Here is a 25,129-nt window from a genome sequence, read left to right as displayed (position 1 = left end):
ACGATAGTTCAGTAGAAGTGTACCATTTTTGGCCCGGTTGATTGAAGCCTTGAAGTTCATGGACAGCCAATCTTTGTGATGTTTCAGCTCGAACATAATAACGCTCAGAACTCTTCCAAGGGCGTCTGCGTAAACAATATCAGAGAGCGGCATTGGGCTTGTATTCCTGGTATGCATGTCCGAGAATCCCATTAACCATGCCCGCGCCGCGCAGAAGGTGGGTGAGGGCTCGCATGCCCCAATAGGGTGAAATCAAGATCGCCGGCAGCATGACCAGCCCAAGCACAACTCTCGTGGCGCCATAGGCCGCGCGATAGATCCGGCGCTTGAGATTGCCATGCAGGACCTCGCTGACTGCGAAGGTATTGCCGAGCCGGTATTGTCTTTGCAATACCCATTTCCAGGTCATCCGGCTGGCCGGAACGATATCATGGACAAGCGCCTTGTCAGCCCAGAAGACCTGCATGCCCCGGCGGATGGCTTGGTTGAAGAAAAGGTAATCCGTGCCCCCGGTGAAGCGCATCTTCTCTTCAAAACGCAGATTCCATGAACGGATCAGGGGATAGTCGAACATGACGTTGTTCGAGGCCGCATAAGAAATGCGTTGACCGTCCTTGTTCTTCTTGCGCTCGAACACCCTTGCCTTGATGAAATATTCCGGCGGGTTTTCGGGATAGACTGGTTGGACGGGGCCATAGACGCAATCGGCGCGGTTTTTCTCCCGTGTCTCCAGCATCGCATCCAGCCAGCCGTCGACCGGCCATTCGTCATCGTCGAGAAAGCAGAAGAGGTCAGTGCCTGGAGGTGCCGAATCCAGTGCACGATTGCGTGCAAAGGGTATGCCCTGGTTTTGTTCGATGACGTAGATCAGGTCGTAGGCACCTGTTTGGCCAAAGCTCTCTACCGTGGTCCTCGCGCTGCCAGCCGCATCATTATCCACGATCACCATGGTGAGATGATAGGGGCGAGCCGGGTGCCTGACCTGGCGCGTCATGACGTCAAGCAGCTTGGAGATCCCGTCGAGGCGCCGATAGGTCAGCACACCAACGGTGATCTTCAGTGGTGCGACGCCTGCTTCTGTGCCGACGGATGAATGCGGAAAAGTCTCTTGCTGATTCATGACTGTCCTCTCCGCAGCATATTTCCCAAACGCTTGCGCGCCGCCATCAAAGCCACTTCGGTCGCGGCAGCATCGCCAAACGGACCGCCGGCCACCGTGTTGCGAGCTTCGCTCGGGAGCTTCAGAAGCGATGTCGTTTCGGCAATTCCGCCGGCCACGAGGCTCTTGCCGAGTGCCTGCAACCCGTCATAGCGGCGTGCCAGTTCCAGCCCAGTCGCGATCATGATCCGCGGGCGCAGCGTCTTTGCCCTGCTTGTGCCCGTGTAGCGGTTCGACTCATGAATGCGCTGAAACGTCAGCGGCGTTTCGACGATGGCGCCGCGGCCGAGAAAGGCAGCGGCAAACTTGATATAATTGTCACTGAGGACGACATCGGTCGCGACGGACATCGGCAGGATCTGAGACAGCAGATCGCGGCGGAAGCTCAAGCCGGAGGTCGGCACAGGAAGCGAGGGAAAGCCGCCCCTGCGAAGCGTATCCCGCTTGTCGAACAGTGTCACCTGCAGTTCTGCAGGAGGCTGGTCGCTTTCCTCGGTCGTCACCCGGTCGAAGCACCAGTCGATCTCGTTGCGATCGTAGATCTCGGCGATACGAGCAAGTTTGCCGGGCAGAAACGCATCATCGGCGTCGAGGAGAAAGAGGATATCGCCGCTTGCGGCAGCAAAACCCGCATTGAAGCTCGAGGCCTGGCCGCCATTTTCCTTCAATACGGTCAGGATCCGCTCGCCATAGGAAGCAAGAATCTCTTGGGAATCATCGGTGGAGCCATCGTCGACCACGATCACTTCGAAGTCGGGATAGACCTGCGACAGAACACTATCGATGCATGGGCGCAAATACCGGCCGTAATTGAAATTGTTGATAAGCACCGATAATTTCAATGCACGACCTCCTGCGCTAGTCGACCAGAATGATTTACTGCCGGTGCGTATCGGCGAAGTCCGGCGCGGTAGCCACGCATGTAATAGTACTTCCAGATGGCCCAGAACCGCTTCTTTGATCGCGGCAACGGATAAAGGAGGGCTGCCCGAACCGCCCAGTTGGCGCTCTCGATCCAGGTTCTTAAGGGGATTCCCCCGATCCTTATACCTTTTGGAATGTCCTCGGCGAAGAGCGCTGGCATTCCATAGCCAAGACGTTCCCCACGCTTCTGTACCCAAGCCTCTGTAACGCTAGAGGCTGGAATCCAATGATGAACAATGGCCTCGGCGCACCGATAGGTTTTCACGCCGCTTCGGGATAGGCGGCTGACAATTTCCGTATCCTCTCCCATTGCGAAAAGACCTCCTGGAAGCGGCCCGATATCTTCGCGGAATCGAACGTTGCTGCCAAGCAATTCGCGACGCACGGTCGTGTTCGGACCCCAAATTTTTGTCGGGTCGCATGGGCCACTGGATTCCTGGTCGGATATGGCGAAGGTTGACCCCATGGGAATCCAGTCCAACAGCGGATCCCCATGGGGATAATGCTCCCAATTTGGAAGAATTCGGCCGCCGATAACGCCGAAATCCGGGTTCGCCTCCGCGCATGCAGCGATCGAACTCAACCAGTTCGCATCTGCCTCGACGTCGTCGTCCGTAAAAACGATCAGCGCTCCTCGAGCTATCGCCAGAGCTGCGTTCATAGCTCCTGATTTGCCTGGGCGGGTATGATTAACAACAACAATTGGAAGCTTCTTTGCATATTGATCGAGAAGCTCCTGTGTTTCGTCTGTACTGTTGTTGTTGACGGCAATCAGTTCCCATTGTTCGACTGGAAGGTTTTGCCCCAACATCGAATCCAGCATCTGTTGAAGCCGTCTGCTGGCGCCGTTGAAGGACGAAAAGATGACACTAATTCTCGGATCCGTCATCAAACCCACTCGCCTCCTGACGTGCGAAAATCCTGCCCGCTGCCTCCGCAGCTGGAGCACTTCCTGTCGATGCCGCGGTTTAGTACTTTTGTCATTTGGCACCGACCTGAGAGTAGATCGTTTTATTCATCGTAGATCGCTGCTTGAGAAATTGGCGCAGGATCCCCTGTCTCACCGACTGAGCCCAGAGCAATTTGAAGCGAACGCCGCTTGGCGGAAATCTCTTGACGACGACGCTGGCCGGCACCATCAGAAGCCATCTCAAGGCGCTAGCGATGGGCAGACCGCCAATTTTCGTTTTTCTGTCGAAGAGGTCCGGCCGAACGATAACCAAGCCCATGCCATAACGCTCGCCGCGCCGCAAAACCCAGCCTTCGTTCACATAGCCCTTCCTGACAATGTGCCGAACCCCGGGATGCCGCGAGTGAAAAGCCTTGGCTCCATTCTTCTCCAACCTGAGAGCGAAAGCAGTATCCTCACCCATGGGGAACTGAGCGACAGTGGCATCGGGGCCGAGGCCGTCGTGAACGATATAGCTGGATCCTAAAATGGAACGACGGAAGGCCGAATTCGGCCCCGATATCAATGCCGCTGAAATCGGCCCCTCGGGTAGACCGCCATTTAGCGCATAAAGAATCCCCAGATGCCCATACTTGACTAACCACGGAGCAGGCCTTTCCTCCCATTCGGGCGTGATTAAGCCGCCGAATATGGCAAACTGTGGCTGCTCATCTGCCAAGGTGAGAAACTGCTCGATCCAATCCGGCGCGGGAATGACGTCGTCATCGGTTAAAATGACGAGTTCGCCCTCCAGATGGCGGAAGCCCAAAGTCAATGCGTACTGCTTACCTTGTTTTGGCTCAAAATAAACTTCCAGCGGAAGCCGCTCCTTATAGGAATTCAAGACTGCTGCAGTGTTGTCGCTGCTGTTGTTGTCGACCGCAACGATTTTCCATTCTTCCTTCGGTAGGGTTGAAGCGCACAGTGCGTCAAGCATCGTTGGCAGAGTCTTCTCGCCGTTATAAGTTGAGAACAGTATTGTAACCTTGACTTTGCTCATGTGATGCTCCGGACCTCATTTCGGTCTGGTCGCTTCCCTGTGCGATTCGGGTCACGCCTTTACCGATGTCTTGGGCCTGCGATAGAACGCTGTCGATGCGTGGGCGCAAATACTGCCATAAATTTTTGATGAGCACCGAGAGTTTCAAATTACTGCCTCCTATGCAATCGATTACTGCGTCATCGTCTGAGAAACGTATCGGCGAATTCCGGCGCGATAGCCACGCATGTAATAATATTTCCAGATCGCCCAGAAACGTTTCTTCGATCGCGGCAGGAGATAAAGCATTGCTGCCCGGAAGGCCCATTGTGCGCTTTCGATCCAGGTCGGAAGCGGAACTCCGCTTAACCTCACCCCTCCAGGCACCTCGTCGGGAAAGAGCGCTGGCATGCCGTAGCCAAGCCGCTCGCCTCTTTTTTGTACCCAATCCTCCGTCACGCTCGATGCCGGAATCCAATGATGGACCACGGCCTCGGCGCATCGATAGGACTTGGCGCCATTGGCCGCCAGGCGAATGATGATTTCCGCATCTTCACCCATGGCGAAAATCTTTCCGGGAAGAGGACCGATATCTTCGCGGTAGCGCACGCTTGTTCCGAGCAGCTCTCGCCGGACGATCGTATTCGGGCCCCAGACTTTCGTCGGGTCACACGGTCCGCTTTGGGTGTCATCGACTATCGCAAAGGTGGATCCCATCGGAATCCATTCGATAAACCTGTCTTTTGGTTCTTTCTCCCATTCAGGGACGATTCTGCCGCCGAAGACGCCATAACTCGGATGGGCTGCGGCGCAGTCGACGATCGCTTTCAGCCAGTTCGGTTCGGCACGAACATCGTCGTCCGTAAAGACGACGAGATCCCCCTTCACCCGATCCAAGGCCATATTCAGCGCGCCGGACTTTCCCGGCTTGCGCTGCTGCAGGATGGTGATGGGAAGCTTGTCGCTATAGGTTTCCAAAAGATCAAACGTGCCGTCATTGCTATTGTTGTCGACGGCTATCAGTTCCCACCGATCATGGGGAAGCTCTTGGCGCACCAAGGAATCCAAAGTATGGCGCAGCCGGCGGCTGGCGCCATTGTAGGATGAAAAAAGCACGCTGACCAATAGATCCGACATCAGTTATCAACCCTCTTGGTGAAGTCGAAAGAGAAAATTTTCATATTTTGACTGCCTGTGCGATGTTCGAAAGGGATCGGCGCTTAGGCGGGGTTCGACCGCGTCTTACCGAAAAACTCGCGCCTGTGACCCTCGCCGAGTATCCTCAGCTTACGAAGATTGCGCCACCACCGCCGCGGTTTGGTGAGTACGCCGCGGTTCAGGAAATACTGTCGCAGCAGGCTCGGTGCCTGACTATGCGATCCGCCGTGGGCGACCCGATAGACTGCCCCGCGAAAGGGAAGCTTCGTGAGCGGCGCTCCCCGTTGCCCAAGAATATCCGCTATGCGGACATGGCTGCCCAGCATCGACTTGATCCAGTCGAGCGAAGCATCCTCAAAGCGTTCCGGCAGTTCATAGAGATCGGCACGAATGATCAATGAGGTACCGCAGAGATGGCTGAAGTCGTCGTGGCCAAACAGGAAGTTGCCGCCATCGTCCCAGATATAACCATGGTCAATCGTCCATCCGTTGGCGTCCCGATTTTCGGACACGTGCTGAACGATTCGCGAACTGACGAAATCGTCGTCATCGACAATCATGAAGAAGCGACTGTCGGTGGCGTTCAACATGCCACTGAGAACGCGACGGCCTTTGTCTGCCCGGAAGGCATCAAGGAAGTCTTCCTTGCTGCCCTTTCCAAGCTCATGCAGGTCGTTCGGCGGAAAGGTGACGCGCACGGCGGAGAATTTTTCCGGCAGGTCAGGTAGATCGGCGCCTTCGTTTGCCACGATGATGCCGCGCCAGTCCCCATTGGTCTGATTGGAAATGGAAGCCACGGTCTGGGTCAGATTTGCCTTCAACCTGCTCCAGTCGCGGGCATTGTCCTGATGTCGGACCGGGATAATGAAGGTGACAAGTGTCATCGGATTACCCTCCTGATCCAGCAAGCGCGCAGCGTCTCCGTCATCCGCGCGCTCCTTGCCCGGCTTGGTGACGCGCCCACTCGATTCCATCTTCAAGCGATGTTGCCTTGTATGAAAGGTCGGTCCCGCCGGAGAAGGCATTCATGAAGCGGCGGATCTTTCCGTAGCTGTTGTCCAATACGGCATGCGGCCGGCCAAGCAGCAGCGAGCAGATATGGACATGCAGGCGATCGGTAACGATGGCGCGGGCGCGTGAAATTTGGCTGATGCCACGCTCGAAGCGGTTGTGCGCTGCGGCGTCCAGCTTGCGCAATGCCACTTCGCTCGGCTTCAGTGCCAGGAAAGCCGAAGCTGCCCCCAACTTCTTGGCGATATCCACCTTCCGCTTCGACTCGGTGATCCAGTCTTCCACAGGAATATCAGAAGGGATCTTGCGATCGGTGCCGCCAACCCGTTCTGCATCCTCTCGCAGCATGGCGAGGACGGAAATTTGCGTAGCCCTGTCCGGCAGCGGCCCGATGGCGAAGGCCATGTCGGGGCATAGCCGGACGGTGCAGTCGAAGTGCTTCTCGGAAAATTCCTTCGATTCTTCATCGCGCACGAGCAGGACGAAATTCTTGTGACGCGCGATTGCGCGTGCGGATTGCTCGATGCGCTCAGGTGAACTGTAGTGGATAGACTGCGGGAACTGGACGATCTGCCGATCCGGGAAACGCTCCATGATGGCTTCGCGGAAATCCTGATGGGAAACCCAGATGTCGCCGAAATTGCCGCCGCCATGAATGAAAATCGGACCGGTCGGCACGCGCTTTTTCAGCTCATCTGCGGAGAAGTCCGCCGTTCTCGAAACATAGTCCGGGCGTTTGCCGAAGCGATCCTTCAGATAGGCCATTTCGCCCAGCCAGATTGCGGAGTCGCCGCAATTGCGGATGTCGGGAAAATCGAGGATTGCAAGCGGTTCATCGCGTGAGACATAGTCTTTCAGGCAATCATGGATCATACCATTAAGTTTTGCGATCAGCTCCGTTCTGGATTGGCTGGTCATTCTGCCTCTCTTGTTGATGTTCGTTTTAGCTTTTAGGCCGACTTGGGTAAGGCCATACGTTTGGCTTTTGACAGGAACTTGACAAAGATACGCTGAACTTCGGTTTCCGGGCCATTTGGCTTCTTCATCGCGAGCCAAAGGACAAAGCTGGAACCGACATAGAGAATACCGCCGGTGATGACCAGTATGGCCAGATGGAGAGCCAGGCCCAGCTTATCGGTCGGCATGTTCAGGACATGTGACAGCCCCCAGACGCCGGCGGCCATCAATGCGACGCTGGCAAGCGCGCGGAAGTTGGCCCCGAGTTGCTGGAAGAACGGCAGGCCGATCAGTCGCTTGACGAGAAGCATATTGACCGCGGTGGAAATCAAACCCGTCAACACACGCGCATAGACGACGCCTGGAAGTCCGGCAATCATCAGGCCGACGATGATGATGGGAACGCGGACCACCAGCATCTGGGCGTCGCGGATGAACAGCAACTTGGTATGACCCTTTGCCATGCCCAACGGCTGAACGAGGGAGCCGAGCGTCTGCAGAGCAAAGACCGATGCGAGCGCCTGGACGATAAAGATGGCGGGAATCCATTTCTCTCCCAAGGCGAGCCGCATCATCGGATCAGCCACGACCGCCATGCCGATTCCTGCCGGAAGCGCCACTGCAGCCAAAAGCGCCTGCGCGCGCTGATAGGCGGCGATCAACCGGGCCGGGTCGTTGCGTACTCTCGAAAAGCCCGGATAAATCGTCTGGTTCAACGGTGCCGTGGCCTCACGGGTCGGCAGCGTCGAAAGAGTGTTGCCGACGGTATAGTGGCCTAGCTGCGTGGCGCCTAACATCTTGCCGATCAGCAGATACTCGATCCGCCAGTTCAGCGTGTTGACGATCTGTCCTGCCGTCAGCCAAAGCGAGAACGAAAACAACTCCCGGGCATGCCGGAAGGTTATGCGTGGCCAGAACGGCAAGACGGTATAGGAAACGATGATATTGGTAATCTGATAGGCAAGGGTGCCGAGAACAAGAGCCCAATAGCTCTGGTAGATCGCAGCGATTGCCACCGTCACGACGAAGCCGACAAGCTTTTGCGATACGTTGAGAACGAATTCCTGCCAGAAGATCAGATCACGCTGGAGCATGACCCGACGTGGGTTGGCCAGGCCGCTCAGGAGCAAGCTAAAACTTAAGGCAAGCATGACGCTCGTCAGTCGAGGTTCGTTATAAAATTCGGCGATTGGAAACGCACTGGCGGCAAACAGCAAAGCCAGGATCGCGCTTCTTGTCACGCTCAGCGTCCAAACCGCGCTGAAATGAACCTCGCTCGGGTCCTCGTGGCGGATGAGCGCCTGATTGAGCGAGAGTTCGGTGACGGAACTCAGGATGATCTGGATCGTCGTTGCAATGGCAACGAGACCGAAATCGGACGGTCCGAGGTACCAGGCGAGAACGAAGGTGCTGAGTGCCGAAAGCCCGTTGACGATGGCGCGGGACAGGCTCAGCCACATGCTGCCCTGGATCAGCCGGTCGGTAACACTGCTCATGGTCGAACGGCTCCGCACGTCAAGGACACTGACTGCGGGCTGGATGCCCGTCCAAAGTGCCTCTCCCCTTTGCGGGAGGAGAGAGTGTTGATGGAGTTGGAAAGGATCATGCCTTATCGCCTCGTCACGAATCCGGTTTGCAGCGTCACAGGACGCTTGCCGTTTTCTTCGAAAAATCCTGCTTCAGTCGGTTCAGCTCGACCAGCATTCTCTCGTGCGCGTTTACAATAGACGCATCGGTGCTGAGCTGGCCCGGCTTCTCCGCCACCCGCTGCAATGTCTTGACCGTCGAGCCGAAGACATAATTGCCGGTGAGTTGCCGGATGCGGCGGTGGCGGAACGTTATGTTCTTCAGCAGGTAGGTGTTTTTCCGGACCAGCGACGCTCCGACCTCGACGAGGTTTGACGGGCCGATCGGATCGAAATCGATCTCCAGATCGAGCGCACTCGCCCAATCATACCACTTGGCACGATTGCCTGGCGCGATGGGCTGGATCGCCCGCCAGGGAACGCGCAGCGCATCTGATATGATGCAGCCATGCATCGCCTCGGAGACGACCTTATGCGATGCGCTGATTTCGGTCAGAACCTTTTCCACCGACCAGCGGGGATCGATATAGTGGATGCCGGCGAGATCGCAGACTTTATCCCAGCTGCCGTACATGGCGCTTTCGTAGTGCGGCATGAAGGACACGGGATAACGTTTTTCGATGCTTTTCGCATCCCAGCAGCTGCGCGTCAGGATGCCCGAATCGCCGATGGCGTAGCTCGGATCAATGCCGAGGACCTCGGCGGTCTTCTTTCCGCGCACGAAATAGAAGGTCCAGTTGCCGTCGACTTTCGGCGGGTTTGTGTAGCCGCCATAACCCGAGCCGAAGACGATCTTCTGCATGTTCGGGTCGAAATTGTCGTAGAGAATCGAGCCGATGCCGAGGAAGAGCTGGCTTTCGTCCTCATCGAAGAAGCCGGGCAGCAGACGCTCCCAGAGCCAATGGTTCAGTTCGTCGCCAAAATTCTCGTGTTTCCCCCGGTAGGCGAACATCTTCATCGTGCTTCTCCAGTCGGCAAGTGCGTCACGATCTGCGAGACCGTCTCGTCTTCGCGTGCCATGCGTCCGTAACGCGAAATGATCTTGATGTCGCTGCGGATAATCTTTGCCGGATTGCCCGCCACGAGCGAGCGCGGCGGCACGTTCTTGGTCACCACCGAGCCCGAGCCGATGACACATTCGTCGCCGATCTCGACGCCGGGCAGAATGATGCTGCGGGCGCCGATGAAGCAGCGCTTGCCGATCCTCGTGTGGAGGTAGAGCCCGCGTGTGAGATCGTGGGTGAGAATCGCAGCCTCAAAGGCGACGTAAGTTTCCGCGCCGATATGCAATCCCTTCGGGTTGGTCTTGTCGAAACGAACGCTCAAGGAAAAGCTTGCCGTCGGATCGATGTCCATTCCCCAGAATTTCGTATAGTAGAGCCATTTGGCCGTCACAATGCTGTTCCGCAGCGGCCGAAATACATTCAGTCCCCACTTCGGCTTTTTTCCTGTCTGCACCATCAAGTCCGACCCCGGCTGGAAAATTCGTCTAGCACGGAACTGTAATAGTCCTCGAGCATCCCCGTTTGGCGACGTAAGTCGAAGCGCTCGGCCACCAGAAGCGGTGCCCGCGCGCTAAAGGCTGTCCACAGAGCCTGGTCGTTGAGCAGCCTTCCGACTGCCTCGGCCATTCCCGCGACATCCCGCTCCTCCACGAGATAACCAGTTTTCCCCTCTTCGATCGCTTCGCCCACGCCTCCCGAGCGAAATGCGACAACCGGGGTACCGACGGCTTCCGCCTCAAGATTGGCGAGGCCGAAAGCTTCGGCGTGACCATTGTCGAGGGTCACGCTGCCATGAAGATAAAGCTCCGCACTGGCGAGCAGGTCTCTTATCTCAGTCTGCGACAGATTTTCATGGATCGTGACGCTTGGCAAGGAACGACGCGCCAGTGCTTCGATTTCCTCCTTCAAGGGACCCTGGCCGACCATGACGAATTCGACAGGGGTGCCGGCAGCAGCCACACGCGAAAGCGCATCGATCATGAAACGATGGCCCTTATAGTCGACGAAGCGGGCAATTGAAACCACGAGCCCTTTTTTTCGCGGACGAGGCTCCATTTTGAAGAGATCGAGATCGATGCCGATGTGATGGCGATAGACACGTTCGGCGCGAAAGCCGAGCGCCAGCAGCCGATCGCGGATGAAATCGGAAACGGCGATGTTCCAGCTGTTCCAGCCGGCCATCTCGCTCCGGCCCTTGGCGAAGAAACGCACCTGATTGAAGCCGCCCGGCTTTTTCGGGTCACCGCGATAGGTGGCGTCGAAGCCGTGGAACGTCGTGACCAGCGGCTTGCCGGCGGCGCGCGCCAATGGACCGATGACATACCCGTTCTTGCCAAAATGGGCGTGAACGAGATCGGCTTTGCCGATCGCGGGAAAGAGGAAAGGAAGGCCGATCTGCGGGATTTTCAGAAGCAGTTCACCGGCCCGTGCAACGGGCGACCGACGGATGTCATGAACCGGAACAGTGGATTTTTTTGTATGGGCCGAAGAAATTCGCGAGCCAGCAAGGATTTCAGCTTCGAAAGAACGAAACGCTACCGCCTGGTTGAGAACAAATGCCTGGCTGGCAGGCAAAAATTTTTCCACATAAATAACGGCTTTTTTCATGAATCTGTTTGCGTCTCCGTTGTCTTGCGCATCACATCGCCTCTATTGCCCGCCGGATACCGTCAACCGCACTTCTTGGCGCATTGTTTTCGTCGTAAAGATTAACGCGCTTCGTGCAAGCTGCAGCGGGATCGGTCGCTTTCTCATCGGGCTCGCCGTATTTTTCCGACATGCCCCATACCGTCACGCCTTTCAAGTCACCATGTTCGGCGGCAACGGTAATCACGTCACCGAAAATATCGGCGTAGGATGCCGGCGTGAAGGCTTTGTCGCGGTTCAGGAAGTGGCAAGACGCATCCAGCTCGGTGATGAAAACGCCGACACCCATGTCCTTCAGCGCCGCGCAAAAGCGCCCCATTCCTTCCGGATCGATCCGGTCGAGGCCGGGGCGGAAATGCGCCTGCAGCCCCACCGCATTGATCGGCGTTTTTTTGGCGACGAGGTCCTCGACGATTTTCAGGATGCGCGCGCGCTTCTGTTCGAACACGTCGGATTTTTTCTCCAGATGCGTTTCGTTGAGCACCAGCGTCGCGCCCGGATTGGCCTGGTGCGCCATGTCGAAACTCATACGGATATAATCGTCGCCAAGAAGGCGTCGGAAAACACAATCCCGCAGATCCGGTGCATCATACTCCAACGGTTCGTTCACTACATCCCATGCATCGATCGAGTTCTTATAGCGAGTGACAACCTGTTTTATATGACGGTTCATCGCCGCCTGAATGGTCTTTGCGTCGGTGATGTCCGAGACCCAGCCCGGGACGCGATACCAGATCAGCGTGTGGCCATAAACCCTCATGTTGTTTTTGCGTGCAAATGCAACCATGCGGTCGGCGCTGCCGAAGCTGAAAACACCGGGTCTCTTTTCCGTCGAATTCCACTTCAGCTCGTTTCGTGGCGTTATTGAATTGACGTTGTCGATGTAGATCTCGGCAGCGATTGGATCGTTGATGTTTTGCAGGTCGATTGCCGATCCGAATCGGAACGACTTCCTGTCGGCAAGGACGCGCAGCCCTGCAGCGGCAGGCACCTGTGCCAGGGCCTGGCCCGTACGGACGTACAACAGAGCGAGCGGAACCGAGGCGAGGAAACGTCTTCTATTCATTCTATCTCTCACTGTTAGCTTTTTTCATGTCCGCGGTGGAATTTGAAAGGCCGGACTCGTCGGCACCGACCCATGAGATTCGCGTTCAATTCAGCAGAGTAATACAACCTAAAATATACTTTCCCCGCAGGGGATATTGTTGGTGTCTGCTAGACTTTTCAGCATATTCCAAGATATAAACCGCTCGGGGAGGGCGCTCGTGATGGAAGATTGGTCCAGCTATCTGATGAGCTATTTTCATATGGCATTTCAAAATGCCGTTTTTTTTATGGCGACCGTTCGAAGCGGTCTGTCTCTTCTCGATGACTGGCAGTTCTCGGTCCTTGCTCTCGGCATCATCGGCATCATTTTCCTCCCGTTCGCAGCGCTGGTCAGAATGTCGTGGCGGTTGCGCCGATCGGAGGTCGTCATTCGCTCGCTGAACGAAGACCTTGCTCAAGTCACGCAGGACCTCAATGTCGAGCGTGTCTGGCGTCTGGCGGGTGGGGACAGCACCGAACGGCCGAGTGCGGACAGTTTGAAAGAGCTCTACAAGATAATGGCCAGACATCACGACGATGCGAGTCACATGGCGTGATCAGTCCGTGCATGGCATGAAGCCGAAGACCTAATGCCGATGTTCCTGACTTTCAGCCGGCGTTTCGGTATGGGGAGGTTTGGAGACTGATTCCGGTTGCGCGCTGTCGATCTCGACTGCGGGGTCCGGCAACGGCAGCCATCTTCTGCCGGAAAAATAATTTCTAGTACTTTTCTGAGGTCCTGAAGTCGCATCCAGCGAGAGCGTGAAGTTGTAATTCCCGGGATTGAGTACCTCGCGGGTGAAGCCGATACTGGCTCCGAAGCCGTCTTCCTTGATGTCCTTCAGATTCTTGATCGCGTTCAGGGTCTCGTGAAAATCGAGCCATTGCGGTTGCTGCAGCATGATTTCGAAAATTCGCAGAATGCCGGGATCGAGCTGGCCATTTTCATCGGTCTCGGGATTGATGATTTTCACGCGCATATTGTTGATCGTGCCGGCGGCGTTGCCGCGAACGATGACGAAGATAGAGCTCGGGAGCTGATCCTTCTCCCGCTTGCTGCTCTGCTCGAAAAAGCATTCAAATGTATCGGCGTTGAAACTCGCCGCCGCCCAGTCGCTGGTTTCGATGCCGGCATTGCGCAGCGCCGCACACATTGCGGCGCCGGATATCCGCCATGTCCGCAGGAAAGTCGACGCGGTCTGTACCATCGGCGGTTCGATGATATGCAATGGAAGCGTGAAGGTGGCCGGTGGTGTGGGGCGGGGAAGGGCTTTGGGGGGAGGCGGTCTGACCTCCTGGGGAAAGAGATCGAAGCCAAAATAATGGCTAACCGTCTTTAGGTGTTTCATGTTGTTGGAAAGCAGCACCGTTCCCATGACCAGCGAGAGGGAAATCGTCAGCAGCAACCAGAAGACCACGGGAACCCGCGGTTTCCCCACCGGCTGTTTCGCATATGCGGACGACGAATTATCGGGCAAGCTTGTCTTCTCCGGCGCGCGAGAAGGGGTTTCGATCGAGCTGTCTAAATCCAGCAGTATACATTTATCCGTTAAATATCTTTGGCTTCTTGTCGGCAATTGGGCACCTTTGTGCCTCGTCATTGGGCATATCAAGTTCTGGTCGAAAAACACGCTGAGCATGCTGCTGCTGGATGCCGGCTTCGACAATGTTCGTTTTGAGTATGTCGGAAGAATTCCCGTTTTCGCCAAGTCGATGATCGCCGTTGCGCAAAAACCTCTCAGAGAGGGTGTTGCAGCGGCAGTGATTTCGGATAGCATTCGCTGGCTGCGAAGTGCGCGATAGAGAACGCAGGTGCACCCGCGCCAAATGGCGCTGCTGCGATAATCCACAGGTTGTTTTTACTGTGTGCGCTGCTGAAAAAAATCCTTACGAAATATTTACTTTTAGTTGCATTCTTGCTTAAACTCTCCATTATACAGCCGGGCGTGCTGATAAAGCGGGAGACTTATTCACATGAAGGCTAAATCGCCGAATTCGATTGACGTCTATGTTGGCAACCGCGTGCGCGTTCGGCGAAAGACGCTCGGGATGACTCAGAACGGCTTGGCCGAACTTCTGGGTATTACCTTCCAGCAGATCCAGAAATACGAAAAGGGAACGAATAGAATAGGCGCCAGCCGTCTTCAGCGCATATCCGAGATTCTTCGTGTGCCCGTCGGCTTTTTCTTCGAGAACGGCGGCTCCGGACCGATCGACGGCGCGACGAATGAATTGAACACCTTTTTGTCCTCGAAGGAGGGGCTGGCGCTTAACAAGGCATTCATCGCCATCGAAGACCCGAATATCAGGCAAAAGCTGGTGGCGTTGGCCAAAAGCCTGGCAGTCGCGGGATTGCCTGACAGCGACAGTGAGCTGCAGGATTCGGTTGTGAACAGCTGAGGACGGATCGTGCTCCACCTGCAGACATTCGGCGATCTGCGGTTGATCGAGACGAATGGCGACCCGGTTCGCTATCCGATCAAGGGCCTGTTGATGATGGCCCATCTCTATGCCGGCGCGAGCCATGAACTCAGCCGTTATGAATTGGCTCAGTTTCTATGGAATGACGTCGAACCCGAGCTGGCGCGGCTCAATCTGCGCAAGCTGCTTTCCCGCATCCGCGAGACAGACGGCGGACGCGCCGAAATTCCCTTCGATTTCACCGCCACCACGGTTCGCCTCAACACGCAGGCGGTTTCCAGCGATCTGGATATTTTTCGCGCCGGCGGTTCGCCGCTGGAGCGGCTGAACGCGATCGCCGAACTGACCCAGCGTGGATTCATCGGAAATATCAAACCAGCGACAAAGCTGATAGACGCCTGGTTCAGAGCGCAACGGGACGCCCAGGCGCTGCAATTGCGGCAGGCATTGCTGGATGCGTTGCCGGATGCGCAAAAGCCCGGCGCTGCGCGCTCCATTTCCGGCGCCGCCCTGCAGATCCTCGAACGGGATCCGAATGACGAGCAGGTCAGAGCCTTGCTGCACCGGCTATCCGGCGGTTCGTCCCTCAGCGAGAGATTGCCGAACGGCGACGGCCATGCCAGGGTGCAGGTGAAGCGTTCCGAGGCCGGCGGTGAGACAACTGCCGACATCGAACGCGTATCGCAGGCGCCGCTGATCCTACCTCGGCTGGTGCTGCTTCCCCCGACATCGAAACACGCCGATGCCGGGCTTGCGCTTGCCAACGCCCTGATCGAAGACGTCACGATCGAACTCTGCGCGCTCAGAAACATTTCCATCGTAGCGCCCCATACGGCCGGCCAGATCCGCCGTGACTCCGAGAAGGCTGCCGTGGTCGCCCGTCACTCGATCGCCTATCTTCTGGATACACGGCTTTCCGAAGAGGGATTGTTCGCCCAGCTGGTTTATTTTCCCACGGACGAGATCATCTGGGCCAATCGCTTTACGATGACGCCCGATATATTGCCGCGTCAGAGACGGCTGATCGCGCAGCAATTGACCATGTCGGTGGCCCGCGAGCTGGCTGAAAACGAGGAAGAGCGCTTACGCTTCGAAGCCAATCCTGAGGCCTATCACGCCTATCTGGTCGGCTCGAGCCTGATGAGCAAATTGACATTGCCGCATATCCGCCGGGCCCGAAAAGCTTTCAAGCAGTCGCTGTCGCATAAGGCGGATTTCTCTCCGTCATTTACCGGGCTGGCGAGAACTTTCACCAGCGAGTGGCTCGTGACGGCGCAGGGAAACAATGAGCTGCTGCATCTGGCGGAGCAGAACGCGCTTCGGGCCATCGAGCGGGATCCGGCCTCGGCGGCGGGCCATCGCGAGCTTGGCGTCACCAAGCTCTATCTCGGCGATGTCGATGCCAGTGTTGCCGCACTTGATCTGGCGGAGCAACTCAGCCCGCATTTTGCCGATGTCATCTACAGCCATGCCGACACGCTCGTGCATGCATCCCGCCCCGGCGACGCGCTCGCCAAGATCAGAAGAGCGATTTCGCTCAATCCGATCGCGCCTGACGCCTACCTCTGGTGCGCTGCGGGAGCGAGCTTCTTCCTGGAACAGTACGAGGAGGCCATCGCCTATGTTGAGGCGATGAAAGACAAAGCGCCGGCCCATCGCATCGCCGCGGCCAGTTGCGCAATGATCGGCGATCGAAAACGGGCGCTATTCCATCGGCAACGAGCCGAAAGCATCAACCCGGTCTTCGACGTCGAGAAGTGGCTCGCCATCGTTCCCTTCAAGGAAGATTGGCAAAAAGAGCTTTATCGAGAGGGCCTGCTGAAGGCCGGTTTTTAACAATAGCTGAGGGGCATTACATGGCGAAAGCTGTCATTATAGGTATACCTGGTGAGGCGGGTCTCTGGCTTGCCGATCTCGACGCGGGTACGGTCAAGCCTCTCAATCCGACTGGGGAATTGGCGACTGCAAACGGCCTGCGCAAGGCCGGCGGCACATTCGTGAAGGGCGTCGACCTCGCCGTCGCGGTTTCCTCGGCGCAGGTTGCCCTTTCCGGTCACGTCGACGGCTGAGCCGGCATTCTGACGCACCGATCCATATATTCAGACAGGGTCATGTCGCCGCGGGAAACCCTTTCCCGCGTCGAACCTCTTTTGGCCGGGTTCGGCATCACCAGGGTTGCGCGACATACCGGACTGGACGATATCGGAATCCCCGTCTGGTGCGCATACGCCCCGAATTCCCGCTCGATCGTGATTGCCCAGGGAAAGGGCCTGACCGATCTCGATGCCAAAGTATCCACTGTCATGGAAGCCCTTGAACGGGCGGTCGCCGGCGAACCCTCCGTCGATTTCATCCAGGGCACCTCTTCCCGTCTGCAGGCAATGGGGCACAAGACCGACGCGCTGAACTGCCTGACCGCTCTTCATAAACCCGATCTCGGACCGGACGAGGAGACGGAATGGGTTGCCGGCGTCAATATCCTCACCGGCGAGGAGGTCTATATCCCCTTTGAAGCGGTGGTGCTCGACCGCACACGTGACGCGCGATACTGGATGTCGTCGGATGGCCTGGCCTCGGGAAACAATGTCGAGGAGGCGATCTTTCACGGCGTCCTGGAGCGTATCGAGCGTGACGCCCATGTGTTGTGGCAGGTGGGCGCGGAAGCGGATCGTTATGCCGGCTGCACCGATCCCCGCGGCTTTGAGGACGGCGCCCTGGACGGGTTGATCGACAAGATCGAAACCTCGGGATTGGCGCTCAGGCTCTTCGATATCACCAGCGACATCGGGATCCCCTGTTTCACCGCCATGCTGGGTCCTGGGGACCTCCTTCTGGGCTCCCGGGATCTTCACGGCGCCGGGGATATCAGGCTTGGGGACATTCGCCTCGTCGAGGTGACCGGCGGTACCGGGGCTCATCCGTCTCCCGTCCGCGCCGCCATTCGGGCGGTGACGGAAGCCGTGCAATCCCGGCTGACCTATATCAGCGGAGCCAGGGACGATATTTCTCCTGTAACTTTTTCACGACGCCTGCCGCCGCTGCTGCGGCAGGCCTTCGATGCGGTTGCCGCAGCGCCCGCTGCCACTACCGGCAGTGACGGGGTGGCAGGACATCGGCAACAGGATCTGGCGCAGTTGCTGCAGCAGGTGCTCGACGCGCTCAGAAACAGGCGGATCGTTTCGGTGATCGCCGTGCGCCTCAGCAAGGACACGCTTCCGTTCAGTGTTGTCAAGATTGTCATTCCCGAGCTCGAAAATCCGGAGGGGGAGCGCGCCCGGCGGTTTGGAACGAGGGCGCTTGCCAGGGCAATAGGGTTTTGAAGCTCATTTTCTCAGGTCCCAGTCTTCCCGATGCGGCGTCGCTTGCCGGCGAGCGGATACGCGTCTTGCCGCCTGCCACGCAAGGCGATGTCCTGGCGGCGGTGGAGCAGGGTGCCAATGTCATCGGCCTGATCGACGGCGGCTTCGAATATGCCGCACCGGTCTGGCACAAGGAAATTCTCCATGCTCTGTCGCTCGGCGTCGCGGTTCTCGGGGCGGCAAGCATGGGCGCGTTGCGCGCTGCCGAATGCCATCCATTCGGTATGATCGGGATCGGGCGCATTTTCGAAGACTATCGCACCGGCCGGCTGGTCGACGATGCCGCCGTCGCGCTCACGCACGCGCCGAGCGCGCTGGGCAGCAAGCCGCTGACGGTACCGCTCGTCAATGTCAGCGCAACGCTTGATGCGATGGAGGATCACGGACTGCTGGAAAGTCGGTTGCGCCAGCAGCTCGAAGATGCCGCAAGCGCGATCTTCTTCAAGAAGCGAACGTGGCGGGCGGTCGTCGAGCAATGTGCAGGGCTGGCCGAGACGGATCGTGCGGGCCTGCTGGCGGCACTTCTGTCGAATGCCGTCGATCAAAAACGCATCGATGCCTTGGAATTATTGAAAGTGGTGCAGGACGTCCGCGACATTCGCTCGACTGCCGATCTGCCCTGGAAACTGAACGACACCTCATTCCCCACGCGCCCTGCATTGTGAACCGAAACCGGCAATAGTCACCGAGGGTTGTGTCACGCTTTTTTCACGGGCTGGATCACCTCCACACGCGTATCATTCTTCAATTCATTGGAGAAATGGGGCATGGGCGTGACATCGGTTGTCAAGATAGAAGCAGACCAAGGGGCGGAAGACGGTCTGGAAGAGCTCGTCGCGTTGGCGCGGATGATCGCCTATGCGCGACAGGTGGCACAGGATGTCAAACTGCCGTTTGCGACGAATTGCCTCGACCTTGCGCTCGAGGCAGTGAAGCAGGAAGTCGGCGAGGGCTTGACCAGAGAACTGGCCGAATTGAGCTCCCCGGTTCCGCAAGTGAGTGTGAGAACTCATTAGTACGGCGCTTCTGACAGGGCGCGCCGAGAACGCTCCATCACTTCAAACCCGCGATAACCCTGAAAATCAGCTTCGATTTTCGGGGTTATTCGTGTGGTTGCGCGCAGCCGAGCAGTCATCAATCGAACGGGGCCGTTTATTTCAATCGCGGTGAGATAACACGCTGAAACGCACGCTTGGTATGTGCCGATGCTTCGGCGCGTCGGGTCAATTGTTAGGGAAGCCCGGCTTGTTCCCGGCCGCTGGCGCTTCATTCAAAAGCTGTTCGAAATCCGTCTCACGAATGGTTTCAAGCGAGGGGTAAGCGGCTTCGCTGACGTTGCCTCCGGGCAGGGAGGCGGCGCGATTCGCACTCAATGTCTTCTGCACGACCAGCCGATTAGCGACCGACCCTTCATCTCAATGGGTCAGGTTGCGCTTCTGGGCCAGCAACAGAATGTAATCGTCGGCAATGTCTGCGATGGCCATTGCGACTTCCGCCGGATCGCATCCCTCGACCTTCGTATTTGCAATGAACTGATAGACCGCCTTCTCGATCTGCTTCCGGCAGATCATCACGCGCTCATCGTAACCAAATTCCGGAATCTGCGATGCTATATCACTCATCAGGTCGGCTCCCTCACTACTTACAGTGACCATGACACAAATTATAAGTTGAGCAAGCGAATGCTTTATGAAGGGTTAATTCGCTGCCGAGGTGCGACCATTTCGACACAGGTCAGCCATCTCACTGGCCTCCGCGTGTTGAATCAGGACAGGTCAACTGCGCCCCGACCAATCGCTTGTGTCGTATCGGGAGGCTCGTCAAAGAGAACAGGCATGTCTTACATGGTTGAGTTTTGTGTCGGCATTTCAATTGGCGAGCCCAGGCTCATATGCCGACTTTTGAAAAGACGGGCCGAATGCTATCGGCCGAATTGGGTTGGTGCAGGTCACGGAAAATTAAGAAATATCCTTTTTTATCAATATTTTACGCTTTGATCCAGCAGTCTTGTTTGACGCCGGCAACCTTTCTCCTTGCCACCGTCTCAGGATTGTTGGGGGCCATCGGCTGTGACAATCATCACCGATGATGCAGGCATTTGCCGGGTCGTTGAGAACCCGGCGCCGGAAGTAGCTTTCCGTAGATCTTCTGTTCCCGTGTCGAAGGTACTGCCGATGCTTTTGAAAGTGTATGCACAATAAGTTGAGGTCGATAATTGAGCGCAGCAAGTAAAAGTTTATCAAAAGGTAAAATTATGAATTTCAGACAATGGTTGTATTTAAAAGTCAATTATAAGACGATTAAATCTTCGTATGAGAGTGATCATTGGCGTTGTTCTTATTCGCTGCGGCAGCGATACTTATCGAGTTCTATCCGATAATAATCTCGACTTGATGACGATATTTCTTTCTCCGCAATTTCATTGCGGATCCGAAAGCATCCCCGAGATGAATTGAGGCGATGGTCGAAATATTGACAGAAGAGAACCCGAATTTTGCTCTTCACTTGCCGATGATGGGGGATTTTCTGATCAAATTGAACTCAACAGCATAGTATCACCGTCCGAGGTAAAATCTATCTATGCCGATGCAGCGATAACGGCTGTCGCATTTGGCAGCCAGCCAAAAAAAGCAAAGTCGAGGACCCGCCGGGGTGGGTGACGGGTCCTCCGGTAGGAATGCTTGCACGTGCGCAAGCATGATTACAGTAAAACTTGGTATTGTCACAGATCATTATTGGGGTGATTGCTTTTTTCATAATTCGTTCGCTTTTTTACTAATTGCTATTCTGCTTAAACATCAAAGTTTGTAATAGAGATAGCGGAGTAATCGCCACGCCGATTGGGGTGATGGGTTGTTAAACCTTTAGCGGTTTCACCGGCCGAGCGAAAACTGCCATCAGCGCTGGCGCCACCTGCAGACGTGTAGCCGGCAGGCATCAAGCCTCCTGCGACGAGGTCGCCGCAGAGCATTCGCCGGACCGATCGATCTCCGACAAGCGCCTGAACAATGCCTTCGTCCTGAAGCGTGACCAACCGCCAACCAATGGGACAAGCGGGTCTATCTCTTCGAATTTCTTGAAATTCTTTCTTTTTTGTTCCCTGACCGGCCAGGCTTTGGACAATGTCCTGCGTGCGGCTCTGTCGGCTTTTGAAAGGATCAATTTGTATAGGACGTCGGAAGCAAGCATTGGGCTATGATGATAAATGTGCTTGAGCGAGGTCGCGGCGCGGCGCCAATCTTTCAAAGCGGCAAATTTTGAGAATGCATAAAGATGCGCCGACGCGCGGGCGCAATTGGCGACAAAAGTCGAAAGCTGTGGATTGCGGGCGATACATTGCTCGGTCACAGCCAGAAGCGATAGCGCCATTTGCGACCTGTCGGAAGACATGGCTGCTGAGTGAATACGATATCCCACTAGACCCAACGGCACCGTCTCGATCTTGAAATGCTCGGCTGTACGAAGTTCGAAGTCGAAATCCTCGCATCCTCCGATACCCTGCCTGGCGTAACTTGAATCGTAGCCACCGATCTTCTCAATGACAGCGCGGCGAACCATGAAGCCGCTGCCATTGCCGACGAAGCGGAATACGAGATGACGGTTGAAAATGGTGTCCCTGGCGTTCAGTGACGAACCGGATCTCGTGCAATATCCCTCGGGATCGATGTGACGGTGAAGGGCATAGACCGCGCCCCAGGTATTCGGCAGGGGATGGAGAGCCGAAAGCATTCTTTCGATATAGGTCCGATGCCATAGGTCGTCGGCATCGAGGAAGGCGATATAGTCGGATTTCGATGCTTCAATCCCGGTGTTGCGGGCCGCGGCGACGCCACGGTTTTCAGTCGAGACAATCCGGATCCTTGGATCACTCGCGGCAAAATGGCGGCAGATCGAGGCAGTGTCGTCCGTCGAGCCGTCGTCGACGATGACGATCTCCAGCGCCCTGTGGGTCTGGTCGATGACGGACTGGAGCGTCTGGGCAAGGTAGTTTCTGGCGTTATAGGCGGGGATCACGACGGCCACCCGAATCCCGGACATCGTTGACATATCCATCTCCGTCACCCGAGCTTCGACGTGGGAGCGGGAGGGCGGAGATCGATCCGATTCTTCATCAGCCTGGCCACAGCGGGTCGATGGCTAACGACGATGAGCGTTCTGCCGGCGTCTTCTTTCATCGCCGAAAACACCCGCATCTCGGTCTCTTCGTCGAGCGCGCTTGTCGCTTCGTCCAACAGCAGGATTTGAGGCCGGCTGGCGAGCGCGCGCGCCAGACCTATGCGCTGCCTTTGCCCGCCCGAAAGCCGGATCGCCTCGTCGCCCAGCCATTCATCGAAGCCGTACGGCAGATCGTTGATGAACTCCGTTGCGCAGGCCACATCGGCCGCCCAGCGGATATCCTGCTCCGAGATATCGCGGCGAAACCGGATGTTGTCGAGGACCGTGCCCTCCATCAGTTCAACGTCCTGGCCCGACACGGAGAGCAGTTGCAGCCAGCTGGAACGGTCGATGGTTGTCAGATCCTTGCCGTCGACCGTGATCCGGCCCTGGGTCGGCGGGTTGAGATCGAGAATCATGTTGAGGATTGTGGTTTTGCCGGAGCCGCTTGGCCCCGTTACAGCCGTCGTCTCGCCTGCTCTGATTGCGAAGCTGAGATCGTGAACTGCCGGCGCGTTCGATCGCTCATAGGCGAACGAGACGTTGTGGAAGACAATTGCTTCCGCCAGGCGGCTTACCTTCTCCCCTTGCGAGGCCTGCTTGATGTCATCCTTCTCCGAAAGCAGCGCCAGTACGTTTTGCAGGGACGCTTCCATCTCGTAAAGGCTGAGAATCTGGGAATCAAATCCCTTGATATGCGGCTGAAGCCTGTAAAGAAGGATCGTGGCCGAGAGCGCTGCCTTGAAATCCACCGGCAGGAATTCCGAGGACAGAATGATCGTCAGGATGACCCCGAAGGTCAGTATTTCGCTGAGAAGCGAGGTTATCGCTCCCATCCAGTCCGACCGGCGCCAGGTCTGGCCGACGTCGTTGGAAAGCGCCTCGAAGAGTTGTTGATGGCGCTTTTCCATGCCGAAGCTTTTGACGGCCTTCAAAGTCTGTAGCGTTGTCCAGCTCAACTGTGTCAAGGCTTCGACGGCAGCCAGTGCAGAGGCACCGAGACGGCGGTAGGCACCGGCAAAGAAACCCAATACAAAATTATGGATGAAGCCGAAGGCGAGCGCGAGCAAGGCGATCGGCCAGGCCATGACCAGCATGCCGACGCCGAAAATCACAATCGTACCGAAATTGACCCCCAGACGTACGAGGCTGGCATGCGCCGACGACACCGCATAGGATTCGGTCGCGATGACGTTGATCAGGTCGCTGCGCTCATAGTCCTGAAAGCGCTGGAAGGGCATGGTCAAGACCTTGGCGTAGAGGCGGTCTCGCATGCGGTCGCTAATCCGGTGGTTGACTGCGCTTGCAATGAGCGAATTGGCGCATCCCAAAAAAATCCGGAACAGGATGGAGCCGATAAGAATGCCGATCAGGACAGGCTTCGAAAGACTGAGGTCGATGCCGCCAAAAAACGCCGGAAGCCATGCCACGGCGGAGCCGGAAACGGGACCTCGCTGCCCGAGAAGAAAGACGAGGCTGACCAGAAAGGTGATGCCGACCATTTCGGAGAACCCTGTGAGAATTCCCAGGATGATCATCACCGTCATCTTGAGCCGCAGCGCCGGTACGAGTTGCCGAAGCTCGCGAAACCGAGACGCAACGACTAGGTTGTAGGCTCTTGCGGGCATAGCGGAAGGCGGCTTTCGAAACCTATTCATTGTCGACCATCCGCGAAGAGGTCAGGCTTATTGCCTCCCTGGCAGGCGTGGCCACGAAACGATCGCTGAATGCTGTTCCGGGTTGCGGCAGGGGCGCGCCCCCGAGGCGGGCTTTCGGCCGCGCCGAAGATTTGCCGAGGACGCGCTTTGCCGTCCGCAAGACGCGTTTTGCTTGGCGCCAGCCCTGCTGCACCGCATGGACCACGAGGCGCGAGGAATATTTTCTGACCATCATCGGCGCCAGCTGTTTGACCTGGGCAAAGTCCTTGCCGAGAAACGCCTTTTTGAAATACCAGCGTGCGGTGTTGAATTCGGCTGTCTGGATGTCGCGCGTAAAATGCGGGTAACGCGTGATGATCGGGGCCATGACCAGAGCGTGGGACTTGAGCATCCTGTAGGCGTTGCTGGACATATTTCCCTTGGTAAAGCGATAACCGGTCAGGAAATCGGGAACCAACGCAAAGGGCAAGGTTTCGGCCAAGGCCAGATAAAGTTTCAGATCCTCACATCCCTCGGCGCCGTTGTCGCGCAGGCTGGCGTCATAGCCGCCGCAGCGAAGAATGTCCGCCCGCGGCATCAAGGGTGTGCTGCCATTGCCGATGAAATTTTCCCGCAACAGAGGTTCGAAGATAGTCCCTTGATGCAGGACTGGTCGCGAATTACCGAAAATGATGCCGTTTTCGTTGATCGCCGCATACCAATTGTAGGCGACCCCACGTCCGTCCGGAAATTTCCCTAGTGCCTCGAGCTGGAGTTCGATTTTGCGAGGGTGCCATAAATCATCGGCATCGACAGGGGCTATATAAAGGCCGCGTGCGTCCTCGATGCCGTGGTTGCGCGCGCGCGCAACCCCACCATTCTCCTGGCGGAGAACACGGACACGGCGATCGGTCAGGCTGTAGTCGCTCGCAAGATCGAAGGTATTATCCCGCGACCCGTCGTCGACCACAAGGATTTCGAGCTTGTCATAGGACTGGCTAGAGACGCTTTGCAATGTTTCGGCAAGCGTCTTCTCGGCATTGTAGGCCGGTATGACCACGGTGATGAGAGGGGCCGTTGCGCCAGTCATGGTATTG

Annotated in this window: 24 protein-coding genes and 1 pseudogene; 8 read left to right on the top strand and 17 right to left on the bottom strand. The window is 56.7% G+C overall.

Translation table 11 applies throughout. From position 1 onward, the window contains the following. Window positions 1-139: 139 nt before the first annotated feature. From HX898_RS15560 to HX898_RS15505, 12 genes are all read right to left on the bottom strand, one after another. Complete coding sequence (locus tag HX898_RS15560; RefSeq protein WP_180195047.1) at window positions 140-1,120, bottom strand: glycosyltransferase family A protein; 981 nt, start codon at window positions 1,118-1,120, stop codon at window positions 140-142. Further along, complete coding sequence (locus HX898_RS15555; RefSeq protein ID WP_180195046.1) at window positions 1,117-2,001, bottom strand: glycosyltransferase family 2 protein; 885 nt, start codon at window positions 1,999-2,001, stop codon at window positions 1,117-1,119. Before HX898_RS15555 ends, HX898_RS15560 begins: the two co-directional genes overlap by 4 nt. Continuing rightward, window positions 1,998-2,972 (bottom strand): glycosyltransferase family 2 protein, encoded by a 975-nt coding sequence (locus HX898_RS15550; RefSeq protein ID WP_180195045.1) that lies wholly within the window; start codon window positions 2,970-2,972, stop codon window positions 1,998-2,000. The genes HX898_RS15555 and HX898_RS15550 overlap by 4 nt, the downstream gene beginning before the upstream one ends. 91 nt (window positions 2,973-3,063) lie before the next feature. Continuing rightward, window positions 3,064-4,032 carry a glycosyltransferase gene (locus HX898_RS15545; RefSeq protein WP_180195044.1) on the bottom strand — a complete coding sequence of 323 codons (969 nt, stop codon included), beginning with the start codon at window positions 4,030-4,032 and terminating at the stop codon, window positions 3,064-3,066. A gap of 171 nt (window positions 4,033-4,203) precedes the next feature. Beyond that, window positions 4,204-5,148, bottom strand: coding sequence for a glycosyltransferase (locus tag HX898_RS15540; RefSeq protein ID WP_017961657.1), 945 nt, complete (start codon window positions 5,146-5,148; stop codon window positions 4,204-4,206). A gap of 83 nt (window positions 5,149-5,231) precedes the next feature. Next, the gene (locus tag HX898_RS15535) at window positions 5,232-6,053 is read right to left on the bottom strand and encodes a galactosyl transferase (RefSeq protein ID WP_180195043.1); all 822 of its coding nucleotides are present in this window, start codon (window positions 6,051-6,053) and stop codon (window positions 5,232-5,234) included. 40 nt (window positions 6,054-6,093) lie between these two features. Further along, window positions 6,094-7,098, bottom strand: a complete 1,005-nt coding sequence (locus tag HX898_RS15530; protein ID WP_003561855.1) for a polysaccharide pyruvyl transferase family protein — start codon at window positions 7,096-7,098, stop codon at window positions 6,094-6,096. A gap of 32 nt (window positions 7,099-7,130) precedes the next feature. Continuing rightward, window positions 7,131-8,633, bottom strand: coding sequence for a lipopolysaccharide biosynthesis protein (locus tag HX898_RS15525; protein ID WP_180195042.1), 1,503 nt, complete (start codon window positions 8,631-8,633; stop codon window positions 7,131-7,133). Window positions 8,634-8,778: 145 nt separating this feature from the next. Beyond that, window positions 8,779-9,681 (bottom strand): exopolysaccharide glucosyl ketal-pyruvate-transferase, encoded by a 903-nt coding sequence (gene pssM / locus HX898_RS15520; protein ID WP_180195041.1) that lies wholly within the window; start codon window positions 9,679-9,681, stop codon window positions 8,779-8,781. Further along, window positions 9,678-10,184, bottom strand: coding sequence for an acyltransferase (locus tag HX898_RS15515; protein WP_003542119.1), 507 nt, complete (start codon window positions 10,182-10,184; stop codon window positions 9,678-9,680). Before HX898_RS15515 ends, pssM begins: the two co-directional genes overlap by 4 nt. Beyond that, window positions 10,184-11,335 carry a glycosyltransferase gene (locus HX898_RS15510; protein ID WP_003542111.1) on the bottom strand — a complete coding sequence of 384 codons (1,152 nt, stop codon included), beginning with the start codon at window positions 11,333-11,335 and terminating at the stop codon, window positions 10,184-10,186. Before HX898_RS15510 ends, HX898_RS15515 begins: the two co-directional genes overlap by 1 nt. Before the next feature lie 31 nt (window positions 11,336-11,366). Next, window positions 11,367-12,440, bottom strand: a complete 1,074-nt coding sequence (locus HX898_RS15505; protein ID WP_138330274.1) for an endo-1,4-beta-xylanase — start codon at window positions 12,438-12,440, stop codon at window positions 11,367-11,369. A gap of 136 nt (window positions 12,441-12,576) precedes the next feature. Between HX898_RS15505 and HX898_RS15500 the strand changes: the two genes are divergently transcribed. Further along, on the top strand, window positions 12,577-13,017 hold the full coding sequence (locus HX898_RS15500; RefSeq protein ID WP_138386840.1) for a hypothetical protein: 441 nt from the start codon (window positions 12,577-12,579) through the stop codon (window positions 13,015-13,017). A 30-nt stretch (window positions 13,018-13,047) separates the two neighbouring features. Here HX898_RS15500 and HX898_RS15495 read toward each other — a convergent pair whose 3' ends face one another. Further along, complete coding sequence (locus HX898_RS15495) at window positions 13,048-13,938, bottom strand: DUF6030 family protein (protein ID WP_180195040.1); 891 nt, start codon at window positions 13,936-13,938, stop codon at window positions 13,048-13,050. Window positions 13,939-14,062: 124 nt separating this feature from the next. Between HX898_RS15495 and HX898_RS15490 the strand changes: the two are divergent. The 7 genes and pseudogenes from HX898_RS15490 to HX898_RS15460 form a co-directional block, all read left to right on the top strand. Then, window positions 14,063-14,263: pseudogene (locus HX898_RS15490) on the top strand (hypothetical protein); the annotation flags it as partial. Between the two features lie 171 nt (window positions 14,264-14,434). Further along, a complete protein-coding gene (locus HX898_RS15485) occupies window positions 14,435-14,860 on the top strand; it encodes a helix-turn-helix transcriptional regulator (protein WP_138330278.1) in 426 nt (141 codons plus the stop codon). A 9-nt stretch (window positions 14,861-14,869) separates the two neighbouring features. Then, window positions 14,870-16,717 (top strand): peptide antibiotic resistance protein, encoded by a 1,848-nt coding sequence (locus HX898_RS15480; protein ID WP_180195038.1) that lies wholly within the window; start codon window positions 14,870-14,872, stop codon window positions 16,715-16,717. A gap of 20 nt (window positions 16,718-16,737) precedes the next feature. Next, entirely contained in the window at window positions 16,738-16,950 is a 213-nt protein-coding gene (locus HX898_RS15475) for a hypothetical protein (RefSeq protein ID WP_003561841.1), read from the top strand. 42 nt (window positions 16,951-16,992) lie between these two features. Beyond that, window positions 16,993-18,201 (top strand): YcaO-like family protein, encoded by a 1,209-nt coding sequence (locus tag HX898_RS15470; protein ID WP_180195037.1) that lies wholly within the window; start codon window positions 16,993-16,995, stop codon window positions 18,199-18,201. Further along, window positions 18,198-18,905, top strand: a complete 708-nt coding sequence (locus tag HX898_RS15465) for a TfuA-like protein (RefSeq protein WP_138330281.1) — start codon at window positions 18,198-18,200, stop codon at window positions 18,903-18,905. Before HX898_RS15470 ends, HX898_RS15465 begins: the two co-directional genes overlap by 4 nt. Window positions 18,906-19,007: 102 nt before the next feature. Further along, window positions 19,008-19,256 carry a hypothetical protein gene (locus HX898_RS15460; protein ID WP_180195036.1) on the top strand — a complete coding sequence of 83 codons (249 nt, stop codon included), beginning with the start codon at window positions 19,008-19,010 and terminating at the stop codon, window positions 19,254-19,256. Between the two features lie 399 nt (window positions 19,257-19,655). Here the strand turns inward: HX898_RS15460 and HX898_RS15455 are convergent, their stop codons facing one another. The 4 genes from HX898_RS15455 to HX898_RS15440 form a co-directional block, all read right to left on the bottom strand. After that, entirely contained in the window at window positions 19,656-19,862 is a 207-nt protein-coding gene (locus tag HX898_RS15455; protein ID WP_003542083.1) for a hypothetical protein, read from the bottom strand. A gap of 1,315 nt (window positions 19,863-21,177) precedes the next feature. Further along, window positions 21,178-22,302, bottom strand: a complete 1,125-nt coding sequence (locus HX898_RS15450) for a glycosyltransferase family A protein (RefSeq protein ID WP_171598489.1) — start codon at window positions 22,300-22,302, stop codon at window positions 21,178-21,180. Then, window positions 22,299-24,053, bottom strand: a complete 1,755-nt coding sequence (locus tag HX898_RS15445; protein ID WP_180195035.1) for an ABC transporter ATP-binding protein — start codon at window positions 24,051-24,053, stop codon at window positions 22,299-22,301. Before HX898_RS15445 ends, HX898_RS15450 begins: the two co-directional genes overlap by 4 nt. Next, complete coding sequence (locus tag HX898_RS15440) at window positions 24,046-25,122, bottom strand: glycosyltransferase family A protein (RefSeq protein ID WP_180195034.1); 1,077 nt, start codon at window positions 25,120-25,122, stop codon at window positions 24,046-24,048. Before HX898_RS15440 ends, HX898_RS15445 begins: the two co-directional genes overlap by 8 nt. Between the last annotated feature and the right edge of the window lie 7 nt (window positions 25,123-25,129).

This window comes from Rhizobium sp. WYCCWR 11128, from assembly GCF_013416305.1.
In the GTDB taxonomy this organism is placed as follows: domain Bacteria; phylum Pseudomonadota; class Alphaproteobacteria; order Rhizobiales; family Rhizobiaceae; genus Rhizobium; species Rhizobium indicum.
Note: the sequence above shows the minus strand (reverse complement) of the source record. Positions and strands in the feature narration are given on the sequence as shown.

What these genes read in the sequence shown, in the direction of transcription:
- HX898_RS15560 (WP_180195047.1), bottom strand. Translation starts at nt 1,120, where the DNA reads ATGAATCAGCAAGAGACTTTTCCGCATTCATCCGTCGGCACAGAAGCA.
- HX898_RS15550 (WP_180195045.1), bottom strand. Translation starts at nt 2,972, where the DNA reads ATGACGGATCCGAGAATTAGTGTCATCTTTTCGTCCTTCAACGGCGCC.
- HX898_RS15545 (WP_180195044.1), bottom strand. Translation starts at nt 4,032, where the DNA reads ATGAGCAAAGTCAAGGTTACAATACTGTTCTCAACTTATAACGGCGAG.
- HX898_RS15540 (WP_017961657.1), bottom strand. Translation starts at nt 5,148, where the DNA reads ATGTCGGATCTATTGGTCAGCGTGCTTTTTTCATCCTACAATGGCGCC.
- HX898_RS15535 (WP_180195043.1), bottom strand. Translation starts at nt 6,053, where the DNA reads ATGACACTTGTCACCTTCATTATCCCGGTCCGACATCAGGACAATGCC.
- HX898_RS15530 (WP_003561855.1), bottom strand. Translation starts at nt 7,098, where the DNA reads ATGACCAGCCAATCCAGAACGGAGCTGATCGCAAAACTTAATGGTATG.
- HX898_RS15525 (WP_180195042.1), bottom strand. Translation starts at nt 8,633, where the DNA reads ATGAGCAGTGTTACCGACCGGCTGATCCAGGGCAGCATGTGGCTGAGC.
- pssM (WP_180195041.1), bottom strand. Translation starts at nt 9,681, where the DNA reads ATGAAGATGTTCGCCTACCGGGGGAAACACGAGAATTTTGGCGACGAA.
- HX898_RS15515 (WP_003542119.1), bottom strand. Translation starts at nt 10,184, where the DNA reads ATGGTGCAGACAGGAAAAAAGCCGAAGTGGGGACTGAATGTATTTCGG.
- HX898_RS15510 (WP_003542111.1), bottom strand. Translation starts at nt 11,335, where the DNA reads ATGAAAAAAGCCGTTATTTATGTGGAAAAATTTTTGCCTGCCAGCCAG.
- HX898_RS15505 (WP_138330274.1), bottom strand. Translation starts at nt 12,440, where the DNA reads ATGAATAGAAGACGTTTCCTCGCCTCGGTTCCGCTCGCTCTGTTGTAC.
- HX898_RS15485 (WP_138330278.1), top strand. Translation starts at nt 14,435, where the DNA reads ATGAAGGCTAAATCGCCGAATTCGATTGACGTCTATGTTGGCAACCGC.
- HX898_RS15475 (WP_003561841.1), top strand. Translation starts at nt 16,738, where the DNA reads ATGGCGAAAGCTGTCATTATAGGTATACCTGGTGAGGCGGGTCTCTGG.
- HX898_RS15470 (WP_180195037.1), top strand. Translation starts at nt 16,993, where the DNA reads ATGTCGCCGCGGGAAACCCTTTCCCGCGTCGAACCTCTTTTGGCCGGG.
- HX898_RS15460 (WP_180195036.1), top strand. Translation starts at nt 19,008, where the DNA reads ATGGGCGTGACATCGGTTGTCAAGATAGAAGCAGACCAAGGGGCGGAA.
- HX898_RS15455 (WP_003542083.1), bottom strand. Translation starts at nt 19,862, where the DNA reads ATGAGTGATATAGCATCGCAGATTCCGGAATTTGGTTACGATGAGCGC.
- HX898_RS15445 (WP_180195035.1), bottom strand. Translation starts at nt 24,053, where the DNA reads ATGAATAGGTTTCGAAAGCCGCCTTCCGCTATGCCCGCAAGAGCCTAC.
- HX898_RS15440 (WP_180195034.1), bottom strand. Translation starts at nt 25,122, where the DNA reads ATGACTGGCGCAACGGCCCCTCTCATCACCGTGGTCATACCGGCCTAC.